Source organism: Rhizobium sullae (assembly GCF_025200715.1).
GTDB lineage: Bacteria > Pseudomonadota > Alphaproteobacteria > Rhizobiales > Rhizobiaceae > Rhizobium > Rhizobium sullae.
Map to the genome: position 1 here is coordinate 456,176 of NZ_CP104145.1, position 14,504 is coordinate 470,679.

Genomic DNA, 14,504 nt, shown 5'->3' on the forward strand with positions numbered 1-14,504 from the left:
GGGCGTCGGGATTCGGATCGATCTGTCAAGATTGGCGGGAATTGATCTTCACTCTGGCAGTGCATAGCGCGTCAGCAGAGCCTCGCCCTCTTCGATGGCGATCTCGATCACCTCGTTCAGCAGATCCGGAGAAGCGGCGAGTTCCTGCAGAACGAGCGTGAACAATTCCCGCTGCTGTCCCGGCAGAACTTGCGGCACGATGATTACCAGGCCGGCATGCAGATCCTCTCGCGCATAGAGTTTCCTGAAGTCACGGGCATTGTTCGTCACGAAGGTAAAATCTTCCGCGACGATCCGAGGCATCAGATCCCAATCGGTCTCGCCGCTAAGGCCTAGCCAATTGACGTGAAAGCAATCGTGGCCGTGATGTTGAGCCACGGCCACGAGCGATGTGTGCAGGCATTCATCGACGAGAAACTTCACGAAGCCGTGCCCGAGTGCTTTTCGGTACCGGCCTTTCCAAGAGGCAAGCGCTTCGCCGACTTCACTTTCAGTCCCTGCTCCGACAACTTTCGTGGCCGCCCACGGGCAGGATGAGCCGCTACCCAGATTTCGGCGAGGTCCACCATGCGCGCAGTGAGAGCCGGATAGCCCTCGACGATCTCGTCCGTGGCAGCGCCTTGCAATTTCATCGCAGCGATTGTTCGGACTGGAACGCGCGTGCCTTTGAAGACCGGCTCGCCGCCAACCAAGCCTTTCACGCTGTGGATGATCTTGTCCGCTTCCCTGAGTGCTTCGCCGCGCGCGGCCAAGTGCTCCCTCGCTCTTGCGACGTCGACGATCAGATAGTCGTCCGCTCTGACCGTGTCGGCTTCAGGATTTTCGTCGATGGCGGCAAAGAGGCGTTTCCGGCGCTCGGCGGAAAGGATCGAACCGACGCCGAACCAGAGCTTCAGGCGCAGCAGATCGTCGTCAGTGATCGCACGGCTTCGGTGGCTGGTAGAGGGTCTTCCAATGATCCGTTTGTCGATCGCGTTGTGTACCGACTTGATGCCAATCTCACTCACGGCAGCCGCCTCAGTGGGTGTGTATTCGCGAAGTGCTGCAGCCATAATTATTCTCCTTCGAAAGAATATATATGATGCGTGGGCATTTGCAATGTGGATCGCACAAATGAATTCTCGTCATTGCCGGCTGGGCATGAACCCGGCAGTCCGCAAGACAACTTCTCTTAATCGTCAAGCTCGGTGGTTGGCATCTGAGGCTCCTTCGGCGGCCGCTTCAGCATCAGTCGCCGACGGCCTATGCGCGGAGACTAGGCGAAGAACGAGCGGCACGCCCGTAGCATCACGGAAGTTACCGGTAGGGAAAGCTGCTAGCTATGGTCGGGCATGCGCCTCTAGTCAGGCGGCGCAGCGGCCGCGCTCGCGATCGCTGCCTCCACGCCGTCCGGTACTGGTAGTCCCACCTTTCGAAGTCCTGAAGCCAGGCGCAACTGGTCCTCGGGCCGGTAGTTTCTTATCGTGAGCTCAGCCAGAATGTTGCGGATAAAATCCGGACGCATCCGCATGAACGTCTCGCCCGCTCGACGGGCCCCATCCGGCATACCGGCCTCCGCATAGATGACGGCGGCCACGACGTGGAAGAGCGGGAACCTCTGGAGGTCGGCCTGTTTGATTCCGGCAGCCGCTGCCGGGTAGTCTCCAAGCATGTAGGCCGCAAGGGCGCGGATTCCGTGATAGTACCCGCCTCCGCCCGGATTGAGCGTGATTGCCCGGTCCAAAAGCTCCGCGCTGCGAATGTAAAAATTCGTAGCCGCCTCTGGGCTGAAAGTCGTCTCGGCATAGGTGATTTCAGCGACATTCATGCAAAGAACGCTGCAATCGTCATATTCAACCCTTCCCTCGTAGCAACGACCGTCCAAAAAGGACATCCGGTCGGCTGGCGATAGTTCTGCCCAGAACCCGTCCGTCGCGACCAGCAGCCTCCCCGCCACCAGATCGATGTTCGTGACTTCCGGCGCAACGAATCCCCTGGAACGGAAGCTCCGGACGAGACGGTGGCGTGCAGGAAATTTGGCGAGTTCGGGAACGGCACTTTTGCCAAGGCATTCGCAAGTGTATGGGGTTCTGTTCGCCACTGGATTTCGGACTTGTCAGCTACTTCGCCGAAAAGACAATCACCCGCATGTGTCTTGGCTTTTCATTTCAAGTGTCCGCTGTCCTAGGACTGAGGACAGCAGGCCACACTCCACGCAGGTTGTCAAAACCAATGAAAGGCTGCGCGCCGCTACTACACCTCGCACTGCGATGAGGCCGTCATCCAGATTTTGTCACAAGCTCGGCTGGGTCGACACCCAGCGCCTCGGCGATCTGGCCGAGGACCGTGACGCTGGCGGAAACATCGGCGCGCTCAATCGCCCCGATATAGCGCGCGCTCAGGCTCGACCGGTCCGCCAGTTCTTCCTGCGTCAGTTGCTTGCCATGACGTATCCGACGCAGATTAATCGCCATGACCTCCTTGAGATCCATGACGCGAGCGGAGCCTGAATAGGAATGATCGTTCCAGGAACGATAGTTCCGATTCCGCACGGCACGTGATATTGCTCGTCCAGCTGATCATCCACGCCCTTCGGATATAGGGGCATGATCGTCTGGAAGTCAGGCAGTGCACTCATCGCTTAAACCGTATATGCGGACGAGGGCGTTGTTTTCGAGCAATGAGAGAATAAAGTGAGAGGAGAAACGGATGAAGGGCGTGGACTCATCCGACGCGAACGACAAAAGAGATGTGAGAGAACCTCCCTGCAGTTCGATGCAAAAGTCAGAATTAGAGGCGTTGGCAGTCGCTGCAATCCTCGAACACCGCCGGCTGCTCGTCGCGGACGAAGCTGTCTATGAAGAGTGGACCCGCGCGACCGCCGTCCCGACGACTTCCAGCGACGTGCTCAAGAGCCTGCAAGACGAGTATCTCGCGCGTCAGAAGAAATCCGAAGCTCAGCAGGAGGAGCTTTCGGAAATCATCGACGCGCTTGGCTATGTCCCTGATGTTGCCCTGGATGGCGAAGAATGACGCTCAGACCAGCCCGTGGTCCTTAGCGATCGCTACGAGTTGCGGAACGGTCGCTGCTTCTAGCTTTCGACGCGCGCTGTCGAGATAGTGCTGCACTGTTCTCGGGTTGATTCCCGTGAGCACGGCAGTCTCCGGGGCATTTTTGCCCTTTGCTGCCCACATGAGGCACATCGCTTCCCTTGGTGAAAGTAACCGCTTAGGGGCGACAATTGTCGCCGCAGCTATGATCTTCAGCCGATAATGGATCGTCAGGACTGCGCGCATCGCTTTCTGCGGATCCTGCAATTTTGAAATTTCAACCTTCTTCTCCGACGAGGCAAAGGTCAGCATCATCGTGGAGCCGAAACTTCCTTCGACGGGAATTGTCACCCCGCTGCGAATGCCGTGTTCGATCGCTTGGTCTCGAAAGCGCTTGAGCTCGGAGGTTCCACGGGCTTTCCAATCATCAGCCGTCCAGGAAAACACCTCCATGCGACGCTTGGCTTCCGTGACCACTGGGTCGATGCGGGAATATTGGCTGCCGAGGTAAATGTCCTGCCAATCATCGGGATAGGAGTTGAAGGTACAGATCGCTGCGCCTTCGGTTTGCAAATACGCGAAACGCTCAAAACCAGAAGAGTTCGCAAAGCTTTTCAGGGCGCTTTTGATCATACGTTCATCGTGCGCGGCTTCTGCCATGTCGATGAGAGAGCGAAGGTATCCGTCCACTGACTTTCTCCTATCTTCTTTCGCAGTTGCGAGCCCTCCCAATCCGCGGCACTTTCGCGCGCCGCTTATTTATGTGATGTGACGTCCGGCAAGATGGAGCCAGTGAGGCTTCGAGTCATGACCCATGATACCGCTCTTCCCGAGGCTTACCCAGAGTGTTGCACGATAGATCGACGCACGTCTACATGGCATTCAATTTCTCTGAATAAAAAGATAGCCGGAGAAAGATCTGCGCCGCCACCTCATCGTGGCCGCATAGCAGGGACTAACCAAACGCGACGAAATAGCGCCAATCTGAGACTCGTAACCGAGCTATCGGCCGCTATAGGAACCCGGGAAAATAATATCCTGATCGACTAGGACGTTGAACTTGTAGCCTGGCCTGATACGGATCGTCGGCTGCACGTTCAGATTCTTCGAAATCGTTTGTTCCGCGACGCGACCGAAGCTTTCCGCAAAATTCCGCCTCGCGGCATCCGAGGCCGTATCCTGCGTCGCAAGCGTCGAACTTTCGGGCAACGACATATCGATCCCCGTTCCGATAATCGCCACCAGGGCCGCTGAACCGAAGGTCCGCCAAAGATGTCGGTCGACCTTGTCCTTGAAGCCGCCATAGCCTTCGGCATCCGTGCCGGCCATCCCGCCGATCTGCAACGTCGAACCGTTCGGGAAAATGAGGTCTGTCCAGACGACGAGAACCCGTTCCTGGCCAAAGGACACCTTGGAATCGTAACGGCCGAGCAGCTTTGCGCCCTGCGGGATGAGCAGACGATACCCGGTGGCGCTGTCGTAGACGTTCTGGCTGATCTGCGCGGTAATGCGCCCCGGCAAGTCAGAAATGAGGCCGGTGATCAATGTGGCAGGGATGACCGAACCGCGCTTCAATTCGTAGGGCGACATCTGCGGTACGACCTGGTTCGGCAGGTAGCCAAGGTCCTTGACGTCCTGATTGAAGAAATCCTCCTTCGATGTCTGGGCGTTCGGATCGACATTCTCACCCATCAAGCCGGATTTCATCGCGGCAGCATAAAGGTCCGACGCATTGTTTATCGGGGCCTTTGTCGTCTGACGGCCCGTGCTCGTGGGATCTGAGGCCTTTTCGGCATCGGACACGTCGACTTTCAGCGGCGAATCGAGCGCCGTGGCGCGGGCCTGGAGGCGGGCCATCCGCTGGCGCTGGGTCTCGCGGATATACTGCTCATCCTGCTCTCGCTTCAGGCGCGCTTTCCACTCCTCTTCGGATTCGAGCCTGGTCCGCTGCTCCTGCCCATCTGTGGGCCGGCGTTCAACGACCGGTTCTTGCCTCTCGACTTTCTGCTCAGTGACAGGCGTCGGCTGGAAAGCCTCGCGCTCAAGCGGATCCCCGATGATTCCATCCGATATACCGCGTTTGAGTTGGTCGCCAAAATTTGTCGCTGGGGTGTTGGACGCGCTTTCGATGTCGTTGCCACGGTTGAACGAGAGCCCGCGCCAAGACAGGCCAATCACGACGACACCGAAGAACAGCACGATGACGATGATGGCAACGATGATTGGCAGGCGATTGAGGCGGCGCATGCCATTCTGATCGTCGGCCTGGTTGGACGCGCCAAGCTGGAGCGATTGGACCATATTCGTCTCCGTCAGTTGCGCTGCATGACCGAAAGCGGACTAGCCGGCACAGCACCCGCCGCAGTCGTCGTATAAGCACGGCTAAGGGCGATCGAAGGCGTCGAAAGCCGCGCCAGCACCTGCCCGTCAAAACCATCAATTGCATAGGCAAGCTCGACCGGTTTGATGTCCTTGGCGACTTTGCCGTCCGTGATCACCGTGTAGCCCCACCCCTTCAGGGCCGCCTCGAGGGCTGTCGCGAACTCGGATATGTCCTTGTCCATCTTGATCGTCGTCGCAGTACCGGCCGGGCCGATCTGCTCGGCGAGCCGGCTTGCCATGTCGCCGGCAATGGCGCTTGCGGCCGGCCCGGTGACGGCTACAGGCGTTGAGCTGGTGGTCATTGCATCGTCAGAAGTTTGGCAACCGGTAAGCAATGCCGCGGCGATGACAAACGGGAGAAGCTTCCGCATCGTTCAACCTCCCCGCCGGATGGTGATCTTCTGTTGCCGCCAACCCACCCCGGAAACGAGGATCGCCTTGTCGACCGCATAGTCGACGATCATCATGTCGTTCTTCATACGGTAGTTGACGATGCGGTTTTGGCCGCCGGAGACGACGAACAGCACCGGCGCATCCTGACCGGAGATCGACTTCGAAAACTGGATGTAGGTCTTCACCCCGTCCGAATAGACCCGCTTCGGCTTCCACGATGCGCCGCCGCTGATCGAATAGGAGAAGTTCAGCTTATCCGGCGCCGTGCCGGGAATGCCGCCGGTCTCGAGGCGGGCATTGATGTCGGCGAGCTTGGTCGATACGTCCTCCGGATATTCGAAACCCACGCGCGCCATGTACTGGCTCGGATGGGACTTGAGCTGGATATGATAGGTTCGCCGGGAGGTCGTGACGACCATCGAGGTGAGAAGGCCCGGTTCGGACGGCTTGACGATCAGATGTATCGCCTGCCCACCTGCCGCCCCGGAGGAAGCAGGCTCCACCTTCCAGCGCACGGTGTCACCGACGAGGACATCGCGAACAACCTCGCCGCCCTGCAACTCAATATCGCAAACCTGCAGCGGCGAACAGACGACGGAGGGCTGCGTTTCGCCGAACAGGAAAATGACCTTCCCATCCGGCCCTTTCGTGACGAGACCCGGCGTGCCGCGCCATTTGCCCGAAAGGTTTGTGCCCTTCACCTCGTTCGTCGTCATGCTCTGCGCCTGCGCGCCGACCACAAAGACGAGGCCGGCCATGCAGCCGATCGCTGCGAATAATCCTGTTCTTTGCATGTGAGTACCCCTGCCCTTAAAGCTGCGCCGTCCAGTCGAAATCCCGGACGTAGAGGCCGATTGGATTGAGGCGGATGATCGCCTCGTCCTGCGGCGTGGTCAGCGTCACCGTCGCGATCCCGCGGAACCGGCGCGTCCCCGTTTCCTTGCCTTTCCGATCCCTCTCGTACTCGGTCCAGTCGATCTGGTAGGTCTCGTTCGACAGCGCCACGATGTTGTTGACCTCGATGGCGACCGTCGATGTCTTCGCCTTCTCGAATGGCGAATTGCCGCGGAACCAGGCGTTGATCTTCTGGGTCGACGGATCTGAGGTTCGCAGCAGCGCGTAGGTCCGGTCGATATATTGCTTCTGCACGACGGCATCCGGCGTGATCGAACGGAAGCTGGTGACGAAGTTGCCGAGCGTCGCGCGCACCACGCGGGCATCCGCATATTCGATCTGCTCGGGAAAGCCGGCCGTGACCGCGGTTCCGAGCTTGTCGACCTCGACAACATAGGGCACCAGCTTGACCTGGGTGCTGAGATACATCGCATAGCCGAAGCCGATGACCGCCATGGTCAGCCCAAGGATGCCGACGATGCGCCATGCGGCCGCAGCCTGAACATGGGAGCCATAACGTTCGGACCATTCCTGGCGGGCGGCAAGATACGGATTTTCTGGGGCGCGGTTCGCGGCCATTTATACTTCCCTTGTCTCGATTATGGTTTGTCGTTGCGTTCGGGATGAGGCTTCGGTCCGCTATGACCGCTCCGCTGTTCATCGAGCTTGGCGTTCGCCAGACCGAGGATTGAACCCGCATAGGCGCCGGGAGACCCGATCGCCTTATCCTTTGCGGCCGATCCCGTCGCTTGCGCGCCTGAACTGACGCCCGCACCGATGCCACGAAGAGCGGCACCTGCGACCGAGGAACCCGCGGCGCGGGCGGCTTGAGCCGCTGCAAAGCCCGCGCCGGCGGCGCCAGCGGCAAGGAAGCCCGCCCCGGCTGCGAAAGACGCCGCTTGCCCGCCGTGGCGGATCGCTTCCATTCCGCCGGAAACCGATGCGCCCTGGACAACGCCCTGCATGATGCTCGGGACATACATGGCGATGATGAAGACAACGACGGCGATACCTGCGATTGCAAGTGCGGTTTGAAACTGGTCGCCGATATCGGGCTGGTTGGCGAGGCCAATCAGCACTTCGGAGCCGATGCGCGAGATCATGACGAGCGCCATGAGCTTCATCCCGACCGAGAAAGCGTAGATCAGATACCGGACTGCGAAATCCCTGGTGTAGGACGAACCGCCGAGGCCGAGCATAATCATGCCGGCGAGGAGCCCGATATACATTTCGACCATCACGGAGACGAAGATCGCGGCAACCAGCGAAAAGGCGATGACGGTGACGACCATCGCAAACGCTGCCGAGATTGCCAGTGCGTTATCCTCGAAGAGGCCGAACTGAACCCTTTCCGACATCTTGGTTGCTACAGCCAATCCGGCATTGAAGACATCAGCGGGTGAGGCTGTGCCGCCATCTGCGCCCAGCTGGAAGAGGCTGTCGACGACCGCCTTGGCGAAGGTCGGACCCTGCGCCAGAACGAAGGCGAAGAAGCCAACGAACATGATCCGCCGCACAAGTTCGGCGAACCAGCTGTCAAGAGAAGCAGCCTGGAGTGCCAGCCAGACTGCCGCGATACCGATTTCGATCGTTGCCAGGATCCAGAAGAGAGACTTGGCGGCGTCCATGACAGTGGTTTCCCACCCTTTTGCCGCAGTAGTAACCTGGTTCTGAAGCGCCGTCAGGACGGAGCCTTCCTGTGCAAGTGCTGGCTGAGCCGCCGCCGTGACGATGACGGCGAGCAGCATTGCGGCGCGCAATTGCCGAAGCGACATTGTGTTCCTCACCATTCTGGCTTCAACTTCTTCCCACCGGATGTCGGGAACTCCTTGGTCGCACCAAAGAACTCTTCCCGCCGTTCCTGGGCGGCTTGCTTTTCGGAAATGAGGAACCACACGCCTGCGGCTCCAACCGCGAATATTGCGGCAATGGCAATCAGGATGGCTTTCGTTCTCACCACTCTATCCCCATCTTCTGGCCTCCGGACGTGGAGGGGGCGATGGCGTTGAAGAACTTTTCCCGTCGCGCTTGCGCCAGGTCCTTGTCGGTCTGTTCGGTCTGGAGCCAAGTTCCCATCATCGTTATTTGCTGGGAAACGAGACCGCGCAGCTTCTGCATCTGCGCAACTTGCTGAGCCGCGATTTCGTGTCCGACCTGCAGGGCCTTCATCTGGCCGTCAGCCGTCTCGGACATCGACCGCAACGAGAACATCGTATCCTCTTCGCTATCGAGCTGGTCGGCCGTGAGGCTCGCCGCCTTCAGCGTGCCGGCGATCGTGTCGCGGTTCGTGTCCGACCAGGTTTGGTATGTCGAGGAGAAGCTCTCGGCATTCGGAAGATTGCTTTTGAGGTCGGCATAACTCTTGAACCTCTGCTGGAGCACGTCGTCCGCGTTCCCCATCGAAAACGAAATGCTCTGGCCCTGATCTACGATGCTTCGGAGTTGATTGAGGTCGCTTTCGACCTGTCCCCAGACGTGGCTCGGAAGCTGCGCAGTATTCTGCAGCATGTTCTCGTAGATCTTCAGCTGGTTCTGGATCTGCTCGGCGAGCTGGTTGATCTGCGTGATCTGGTTCTGGATCTGCTCACCGGACTTTCCGACTAGCGAAATCAGCTCGCCGTTGTTGAGAACTTGCGTCCATTCAGTTGCAGCACCCGCGGCCGTGCCGGCATGGGTCGGTGCCACGGCGCCCATCGTCAGAGCGACGGCCGCCAGGCCGGCGGACCATTTATTCGAAGTTGAGCAGCGATGCGGCATCGTGGACTCCTCTCGTCTGTAGCCAATGGATCGGCCAGTCGAAGCCATGTTCGGATCTGAGCGCGCGGATCCTCTTGAGATCATCCTTGCCGGACGCGCCGACGAAGCTGAGTGCTGCGGGGCCGAGTGACATGTCGAAGAGACGCCGGCCTTCGGGCGTGGCGACGTAGTATTCGCGCTTGGGGATCGAGTTGGAGACGATCTCGATCTGACGTTCGTTGAAACCGATCCGCTCGTAGAATTCCCGCGTCCCTGGCTCACGGGCGGCGACGTTTGGAAGGCAAATCTTGGTTGGGCAGGATTCCTTCAGTACGTCGATAATCCCGGACCGTTCGGCATCCGAGATCGACTGGGTGGCGAGGACGACTGCGCAATTCGCCTTGCGCAGTACCTTCAACCATTCTCGAATCTTGCTGCGAAAGACAGGATGGCCGAGCATCAGCCAGGCCTCGTCGAGGACGATCAGGCTCGGTGACCCATCCAGACGCTTCTCGATTCGGCGGAACAGGTAGGTCAGCACTGGCACGAGATTGCGCTCACCCATGTTCATGAGCTGCTCAATCTCGAACGTCTGGAAGGCACCAAGCGACAGGCCATCCTCCTCTGCGTCGAGCAGCAGCCCCATCGGCCCATCGACGGTATAGTGATGGAGCGCATCCTTGATCTCGCGCATCTGCACGCCGCTCACGAAATCCGAAAGCGAGCGACCGGCCGCGCTGGCCATCAGGCCAACCTGACGGGAGATTGCGTTGCGATGGTCGGGCGTGATGGTGACACGCTGCAGGCCGACCAGCATCTCGATCCATTCCGTCGCCCAGGCCCGATCAGCGTCGCTTTTAAGGTCGGACAAAGGGCAGAAGGCCAGCGCCCTCCCCTCTCCCGCGTTGTCGCCGCCGATCTCATAGTGATCACCGCCCGCGGCAAGCGTCAGTGGCAGAAGCGAGCTTCCCTTGTCGAACGCAAAGATCTGCGCGCTTTCGTATCGGCGAAACTGTGCAGCGATCAGCGCCAGGAGTGTCGACTTGCCGGAACCGGTCGGACCGAAGATCAGCGTGTGGCCGACATCATCGACATGCAGGTTGAGCCGGAACGGTGTCGAGCCGCTCGCAACCTGCATCAGCGGCGGCGAGTTCGGTGGGTAGAACGGGCATGGCGCGACGGTGTTTCCCGACCAGACCGAGTTGAGTGGGATCAGATCGGCGAGATTGCTGGTGTTGATCAGTGGCTCGCGAATGTTGCAATACCAGTTGCCCGGCAGACTGCCGAGAAAGGCGTCGGTGGCGTTGAGCGTTTCGATCCGCGCCCCAAAGCCCTCTGCCTGGATCAGCCGGCGGATTGCCTCCGCCTTCTCCTGCAGCGCTTCGCGATCGTGATCAAACAGCACGACGACCGGCGTGTAATAGCCATAGGCAACCAGCTGCGACGAAGCCTGCGCAATAGCATCCTCGGTCTCGGTCACCATCGTCATCGCGTCTTGGTCAAACGATCTGCTCTGCGTCTGAAACAGCTGGTCGAAGAATGGCCGGACCTTCTGTTGCCATTTCTTGCGGGTGCGTTCGAGCTTCTGTCGCGCTTCCTCGGCATCGAGAAAGATGAAGCGCGATGACCACCGATAGGTGAGCGGCATCAGGTCAAGGCTGTTCAGAATGCCCGGCCAGCTTTCGGCCGGGAGGCCGTCGATCGCCACCACACCAAGGAACCGGCTCTCGATCTTCGGCGTCAGTCCGTGCTCAAGCTCGGCAGTCGCGATCCAATCGAGATACATGGGAACATCCGGAAGCCGGATCGGATGGCTCTCGCCGGTGATGCAGAAGCGGACGAACTGAAGCAGCTCGTCATAGCGGGCAATCCGCTCCCCTCCCCTCTCGACGGTTTCGCGGGTTTCCATTCGCCGGACCGATAGCGTGTTCGCAAAATACTGCTCGATCTCTCGGACGGCGTTCTTAAAAATGAAGAGCACCGTGTCCGCATAGGACTTCTTGCGGCTTTCCTCGTCCGAGTAGATATATTTGCTGAGCGCGGTCGTTTTGGACTCGAGCGGCCGGTAGGTCAGGATCAGTGCGTGCTTGCTCTCGAAATGTCCCTGTTCGCGTGCGAAATGCGCCCGGCGCTCGGCATCGATCGCGCGGGTGACCGGGTCGGGAAAATGGCAACGGTCTTCTGAGGGATAGTCGACCGTCGGAATGCGGATGGCCTCAACCTGGATCATCCAGCCGCTTCCAAGTCGCGACAGGATCGCATTGATCTGCCTCGACAGCTCATTGCGTTCGAGGTCAGTCGCACTTTCGGAATCCGGGCCGGCAAAGTACCAGCCGGCCATCAGGCTTCCATCCTTCAACAGGAGGACACCATTGTCGACGAGGCCGGCGTATGGAACGAGATCGGCGAAGGATGGGCCCGTGGCCCGGAAGCGTTTGAGAGCTACCACGGCCGTCTCCTCAGTACCGCCGCCACGGCGAGGTGGTCGCCTTATAGGTCGGCTTGTAGGAAATGTGCCGCACGTAGACCTGCCGCATGAGCGGATCGGACTTCGCCATCATCCTGAGCGCCCCGACGATCACGATCCAGACAGCAACACCGAAGAGCGCTGAATAGACCGTGAGCACCACGAAGATCAGGATTACGGCCGCAAGACCGGTGATCAGCACCAGCTCCCGGTCGGCGCCCATCAGGAGATTCGGGCGAGACAGAGCGCGGTGGATGCGGTTGCATCGCAGGCCGGATAGGGAGTCAGCCATGAGCCCCCTCCCCTTCTCCGTTCGAACCGATCGACGTGAGCTGCTCGTCCGTCAGACCGATCGACGCGCCGGTTGCGCCGAACAGGCCGACTATGGTGGTGGCGCCAAGCAGGATGCCGGCGACGAGAACGACGTAGACAAGTCGCCGTGCGAAGTCGTTCAGTTCCCCGCCAAAGATCAGCATCCCACCGGCAATGGCGACGGCCGCAAGCGCGATGTAACCGGCAACCGGGCCAGTGATCGATTCCTGAATTTGCTCGAGCGGTCCCTCCCACGGAAGGCTGCCGCCGGAACTGGCCATCGCCGGCGCAACAGATGCGAAAAGGCTCGGCACTGCACTGAGTGCGATGGCGATGAGTGCATATTCACGCGACATGGCGCGCCTCCTGTTCTTCCGTGAGCTGGTCGGACTCGATCTCGTACTGGCCGCCCGCGAACCGCTCGACGTGGATCACATCTCGAACACGCCGCCCGCGCTGCGTCCGCTCGATCGAGATGACCAGGTCGACGGCCTCCCCGATCACCTCATGCATCGGTTGCTGGCTCGCTTCGGCGGTCAGTTGTTCGAGGCGACGCAGCGCCGACATGGCGGTGTTCGAGTGGATGGTCGCCACCCCGCCCGGATGGCCGGTGTTCCAGGCCTTGAGCAATGTAAGGGCGGCGCCGTCGCGGACTTCACCAACGACGATCCGATCGGGACGCAACCGCATGGTGCTCTTGAGAAGCCGCGCCATGTCGATCGTATCGCTGGTGTGCAGGAGAACGGCGTTCTCTGCCGCGCACTGAATTTCCGCGGTGTCTTCAAGAATAACGAGGCGATCCTCCGGCGTCGATTTGACGATCTCGGCGATGACGGCGTTCGCAAGCGTCGTCTTGCCCGAACCGGTCCCCCCGGAAATGATGATGTTGAGCCTGGAGGAAATTGCGCTGCGGATCGTCGAGGCCTGAGATTCGGTCATCACGTCTGCACGGACATAGTCCCCGAGCGGAATGAGGCGGGAGGCGCGGCGCCGAATGGTAAAGGCAGGTCTGGCGACGACGGGAGGCAACAGACCCTCGAAGCGGTGGCCGCCGATTGGCAACTCGCCGGAGACGATCGGCTGTTCCGTGTCGACCTCGGACTGGAGCGCATGCGCCACGGTTCCGATCACCATTTCTGCAGTAGCAGAGGACATTTCTCCGGCGGGCGCGATGCCGTGGCCGAGCCGTTCGATGAACAGCTTCCCGTCCGGATTGAGCATGATTTCGACGACATTCGCGTCGTCCAGAGCAACGCAGAGCTGATCGCCGAGCGCCTCCTGAAGTTTGCGGACAAGCCGGGGATGAGAGCGAAGCTGGTTCACGGGTTTCTCCTTACGCTGCCTAGCTGATAGGGAAGAGTTCAGAACGGTAGTTGGAAGGGCGGAGCCTTTGGAATGCGTCCGCATTCGCGGGCAGCGTGCCCGCTACGGCCATCGTCACGCCGATCTTCCTGGGCTCGCCCAAACGATGCAGCGGCCACCCAACGCGAGCTAGAATCCGCTCGAACCGGAGATCGGTGACCGTGACAATCTCGGTGTAGCCATTCGCCATGCACCATTCGATGATGCCGGCGAACATGGTCAGCGTCGCCTCATGGACTGAGCCGCCTCCCCTTCCATCCACGAGGCTTGTATCAACGCAGAAGCGTGAACTCTCGATCATGAAACAATGGGCCTTCAATCCCTCCTTCGGGAGAAGCGAGGAGAAGACGTCCGACACCATGGTTGGGCCAAGTGCTGGAAGGAGCCTGGCGCATCCTACCACCTGGTCGCTGTCCGACACGGCAATGATGTAAGTTGGCTGAAGTGCATCGAACGCGTCTTCTTCCCGGCCGTCGAATACATCGACTTCCCAACCGAGCCGATCGGAAAATACCTGAGCTCGAAGTTTGTGATGTGCTTCGAGAAGTTGTGGTTCCGGTATGCCCTGTCGTGCCGAAATCGCGACTACCCGCATGTTTTTCTCCGTCGTTTAGGTCTGCGGGAAATGAGCACGGATCAGAATCGCTGGGCAGTTGTAGAATCCGACAAGGTAGCTGGAGGTGAATCGGGCGCTGCGATGTGGAAGGGATTACTGAGGTCGCCCGATGGCTAGCTTGGATTTGTAGGATTCACAGGAGAACAATTCGGGATCTAGAAGCCGGGTGTGTTTGGCTAACCCTCAGAGTGGTAATACAAAAAGCCGAAAAGCCACTTGTGGGTTCGCTCAGGAATTTGGGTTTCGTTAACCTTTTGTTAACCCTAAACTTCTGGACCGGTCGAGAGAATCGTGTTCTATCTTTGGCGGGCA

17 protein-coding genes and 1 pseudogene are annotated in these 14,504 nt (G+C 59.5%); 1 reads left to right on the top strand and 17 read right to left on the bottom strand.

Annotation, left to right across the window (positions count from 1 at the left end):
- Positions 1-48 precede the first annotated feature (48 nt).
- The 4 genes and pseudogenes from N2599_RS36340 to N2599_RS36355 all read right to left on the bottom strand — a co-directional run bounded on the left by N2599_RS36340 (position 49) and on the right by N2599_RS36355 (position 2,471).
- Complete coding sequence (locus N2599_RS36340) at positions 49-423, bottom strand: DUF5615 family PIN-like protein (protein WP_027513364.1); 375 nt, start codon at positions 421-423, stop codon at positions 49-51.
- Positions 420-1,052: a DUF433 domain-containing protein gene (locus N2599_RS36345; RefSeq protein ID WP_027513365.1), complete on the bottom strand. Its 633-nt coding sequence runs from the start codon at positions 1,050-1,052 to the stop codon at positions 420-422. The genes N2599_RS36340 and N2599_RS36345 overlap by 4 nt, the downstream gene beginning before the upstream one ends.
- 287 nt (positions 1,053-1,339) lie before the next feature.
- Positions 1,340-1,738, bottom strand: a pseudogene (locus tag N2599_RS36350) (tetratricopeptide repeat protein); the annotation flags it as partial.
- Positions 1,739-2,258: 520 nt separating this feature from the next.
- Positions 2,259-2,471 (bottom strand): helix-turn-helix domain-containing protein, encoded by a 213-nt coding sequence (locus N2599_RS36355; RefSeq protein ID WP_027513367.1) that lies wholly within the window; start codon positions 2,469-2,471, stop codon positions 2,259-2,261.
- 217 nt (positions 2,472-2,688) lie between these two features.
- Here N2599_RS36355 and N2599_RS36360 point away from each other — a divergent pair, with 217 nt between their 5' ends.
- Positions 2,689-3,012, top strand: a complete 324-nt coding sequence (locus N2599_RS36360) for a transcriptional repressor TraM (protein WP_027513368.1) — start codon at positions 2,689-2,691, stop codon at positions 3,010-3,012.
- Positions 3,013-3,015: 3 nt separating this feature from the next.
- On the opposite strand, the gene N2599_RS36365 is transcribed toward N2599_RS36360, so the two are convergent.
- The 13 genes from N2599_RS36365 to traI all read right to left on the bottom strand — a co-directional run bounded on the left by N2599_RS36365 (position 3,016) and on the right by traI (position 14,171).
- Positions 3,016-3,720 carry an autoinducer binding domain-containing protein gene (locus N2599_RS36365; protein WP_027513369.1) on the bottom strand — a complete coding sequence of 235 codons (705 nt, stop codon included), beginning with the start codon at positions 3,718-3,720 and terminating at the stop codon, positions 3,016-3,018.
- Positions 3,721-4,032: 312 nt separating this feature from the next.
- Positions 4,033-5,331: an IncP-type conjugal transfer protein TrbI gene (gene trbI, locus N2599_RS36370; protein ID WP_027513370.1), complete on the bottom strand. Its 1,299-nt coding sequence runs from the start codon at positions 5,329-5,331 to the stop codon at positions 4,033-4,035.
- A gap of 11 nt (positions 5,332-5,342) precedes the next feature.
- Positions 5,343-5,783, bottom strand: coding sequence for a conjugal transfer protein TrbH (gene trbH, locus N2599_RS36375; RefSeq protein WP_027513371.1), 441 nt, complete (start codon positions 5,781-5,783; stop codon positions 5,343-5,345).
- Positions 5,784-5,786: 3 nt separating this feature from the next.
- Positions 5,787-6,599: a P-type conjugative transfer protein TrbG gene (gene trbG, locus N2599_RS36380; RefSeq protein ID WP_027513372.1), complete on the bottom strand. Its 813-nt coding sequence runs from the start codon at positions 6,597-6,599 to the stop codon at positions 5,787-5,789.
- A gap of 16 nt (positions 6,600-6,615) precedes the next feature.
- Positions 6,616-7,278 (bottom strand): conjugal transfer protein TrbF, encoded by a 663-nt coding sequence (locus N2599_RS36385; RefSeq protein ID WP_027513373.1) that lies wholly within the window; start codon positions 7,276-7,278, stop codon positions 6,616-6,618.
- A gap of 20 nt (positions 7,279-7,298) precedes the next feature.
- Positions 7,299-8,447, bottom strand: coding sequence for a P-type conjugative transfer protein TrbL (gene trbL / locus N2599_RS36390; RefSeq protein WP_245209322.1), 1,149 nt, complete (start codon positions 8,445-8,447; stop codon positions 7,299-7,301).
- Positions 8,448-8,482: 35 nt separating this feature from the next.
- Complete coding sequence (gene trbK, locus N2599_RS36395) at positions 8,483-8,656, bottom strand: entry exclusion protein TrbK (RefSeq protein ID WP_311319516.1); 174 nt, start codon at positions 8,654-8,656, stop codon at positions 8,483-8,485.
- Complete coding sequence (trbJ, locus tag N2599_RS36400; RefSeq protein ID WP_027513376.1) at positions 8,653-9,456, bottom strand: P-type conjugative transfer protein TrbJ; 804 nt, start codon at positions 9,454-9,456, stop codon at positions 8,653-8,655. Before trbJ ends, trbK begins: the two co-directional genes overlap by 4 nt.
- Positions 9,428-11,884, bottom strand: a complete 2,457-nt coding sequence (locus N2599_RS36405; protein ID WP_027513377.1) for a conjugal transfer protein TrbE — start codon at positions 11,882-11,884, stop codon at positions 9,428-9,430. The genes trbJ and N2599_RS36405 overlap by 29 nt, the downstream gene beginning before the upstream one ends.
- Positions 11,885-11,894: 10 nt before the next feature.
- Entirely contained in the window at positions 11,895-12,194 is a 300-nt protein-coding gene (locus N2599_RS36410; RefSeq protein WP_027513378.1) for a conjugal transfer protein TrbD, read from the bottom strand.
- Complete coding sequence (locus N2599_RS36415; RefSeq protein ID WP_027513379.1) at positions 12,187-12,570, bottom strand: TrbC/VirB2 family protein; 384 nt, start codon at positions 12,568-12,570, stop codon at positions 12,187-12,189. The genes N2599_RS36410 and N2599_RS36415 overlap by 8 nt, the downstream gene beginning before the upstream one ends.
- The gene (gene trbB, locus N2599_RS36420; RefSeq protein WP_027513380.1) at positions 12,560-13,537 is read right to left on the bottom strand and encodes a P-type conjugative transfer ATPase TrbB; all 978 of its coding nucleotides are present in this window, start codon (positions 13,535-13,537) and stop codon (positions 12,560-12,562) included. The genes N2599_RS36415 and trbB overlap by 11 nt, the downstream gene beginning before the upstream one ends.
- 19 nt (positions 13,538-13,556) lie before the next feature.
- Positions 13,557-14,171, bottom strand: coding sequence for an acyl-homoserine-lactone synthase (gene traI, locus N2599_RS36425; protein ID WP_027513381.1), 615 nt, complete (start codon positions 14,169-14,171; stop codon positions 13,557-13,559).
- Positions 14,172-14,504: the final 333 nt, after the last annotated feature.

Bases quoted from the DNA above. Each gene is read 5' to 3' on its own strand.
- N2599_RS36345 (WP_027513365.1), bottom strand. From the start codon at position 1,052: ATGGCTGCAGCACTTCGCGAATACACACCCACTGAGGCGGCTGCCGTG.
- N2599_RS36355 (WP_027513367.1), bottom strand. From the start codon at position 2,471: ATGGATCTCAAGGAGGTCATGGCGATTAATCTGCGTCGGATACGTCAT.
- N2599_RS36360 (WP_027513368.1), top strand. From the start codon at position 2,689: ATGAAGGGCGTGGACTCATCCGACGCGAACGACAAAAGAGATGTGAGA.
- trbI (WP_027513370.1), bottom strand. From the start codon at position 5,331: ATGGTCCAATCGCTCCAGCTTGGCGCGTCCAACCAGGCCGACGATCAG.
- trbH (WP_027513371.1), bottom strand. From the start codon at position 5,783: ATGCGGAAGCTTCTCCCGTTTGTCATCGCCGCGGCATTGCTTACCGGT.
- trbG (WP_027513372.1), bottom strand. From the start codon at position 6,599: ATGCAAAGAACAGGATTATTCGCAGCGATCGGCTGCATGGCCGGCCTC.
- N2599_RS36385 (WP_027513373.1), bottom strand. From the start codon at position 7,278: ATGGCCGCGAACCGCGCCCCAGAAAATCCGTATCTTGCCGCCCGCCAG.
- trbL (WP_245209322.1), bottom strand. From the start codon at position 8,447: ATGCTGCTCGCCGTCATCGTCACGGCGGCGGCTCAGCCAGCACTTGCA.
- trbJ (WP_027513376.1), bottom strand. From the start codon at position 9,456: ATGCCGCATCGCTGCTCAACTTCGAATAAATGGTCCGCCGGCCTGGCG.
- N2599_RS36410 (WP_027513378.1), bottom strand. From the start codon at position 12,194: ATGGCTGACTCCCTATCCGGCCTGCGATGCAACCGCATCCACCGCGCT.
- N2599_RS36415 (WP_027513379.1), bottom strand. From the start codon at position 12,570: ATGTCGCGTGAATATGCACTCATCGCCATCGCACTCAGTGCAGTGCCG.
- traI (WP_027513381.1), bottom strand. From the start codon at position 14,171: ATGCGGGTAGTCGCGATTTCGGCACGACAGGGCATACCGGAACCACAA.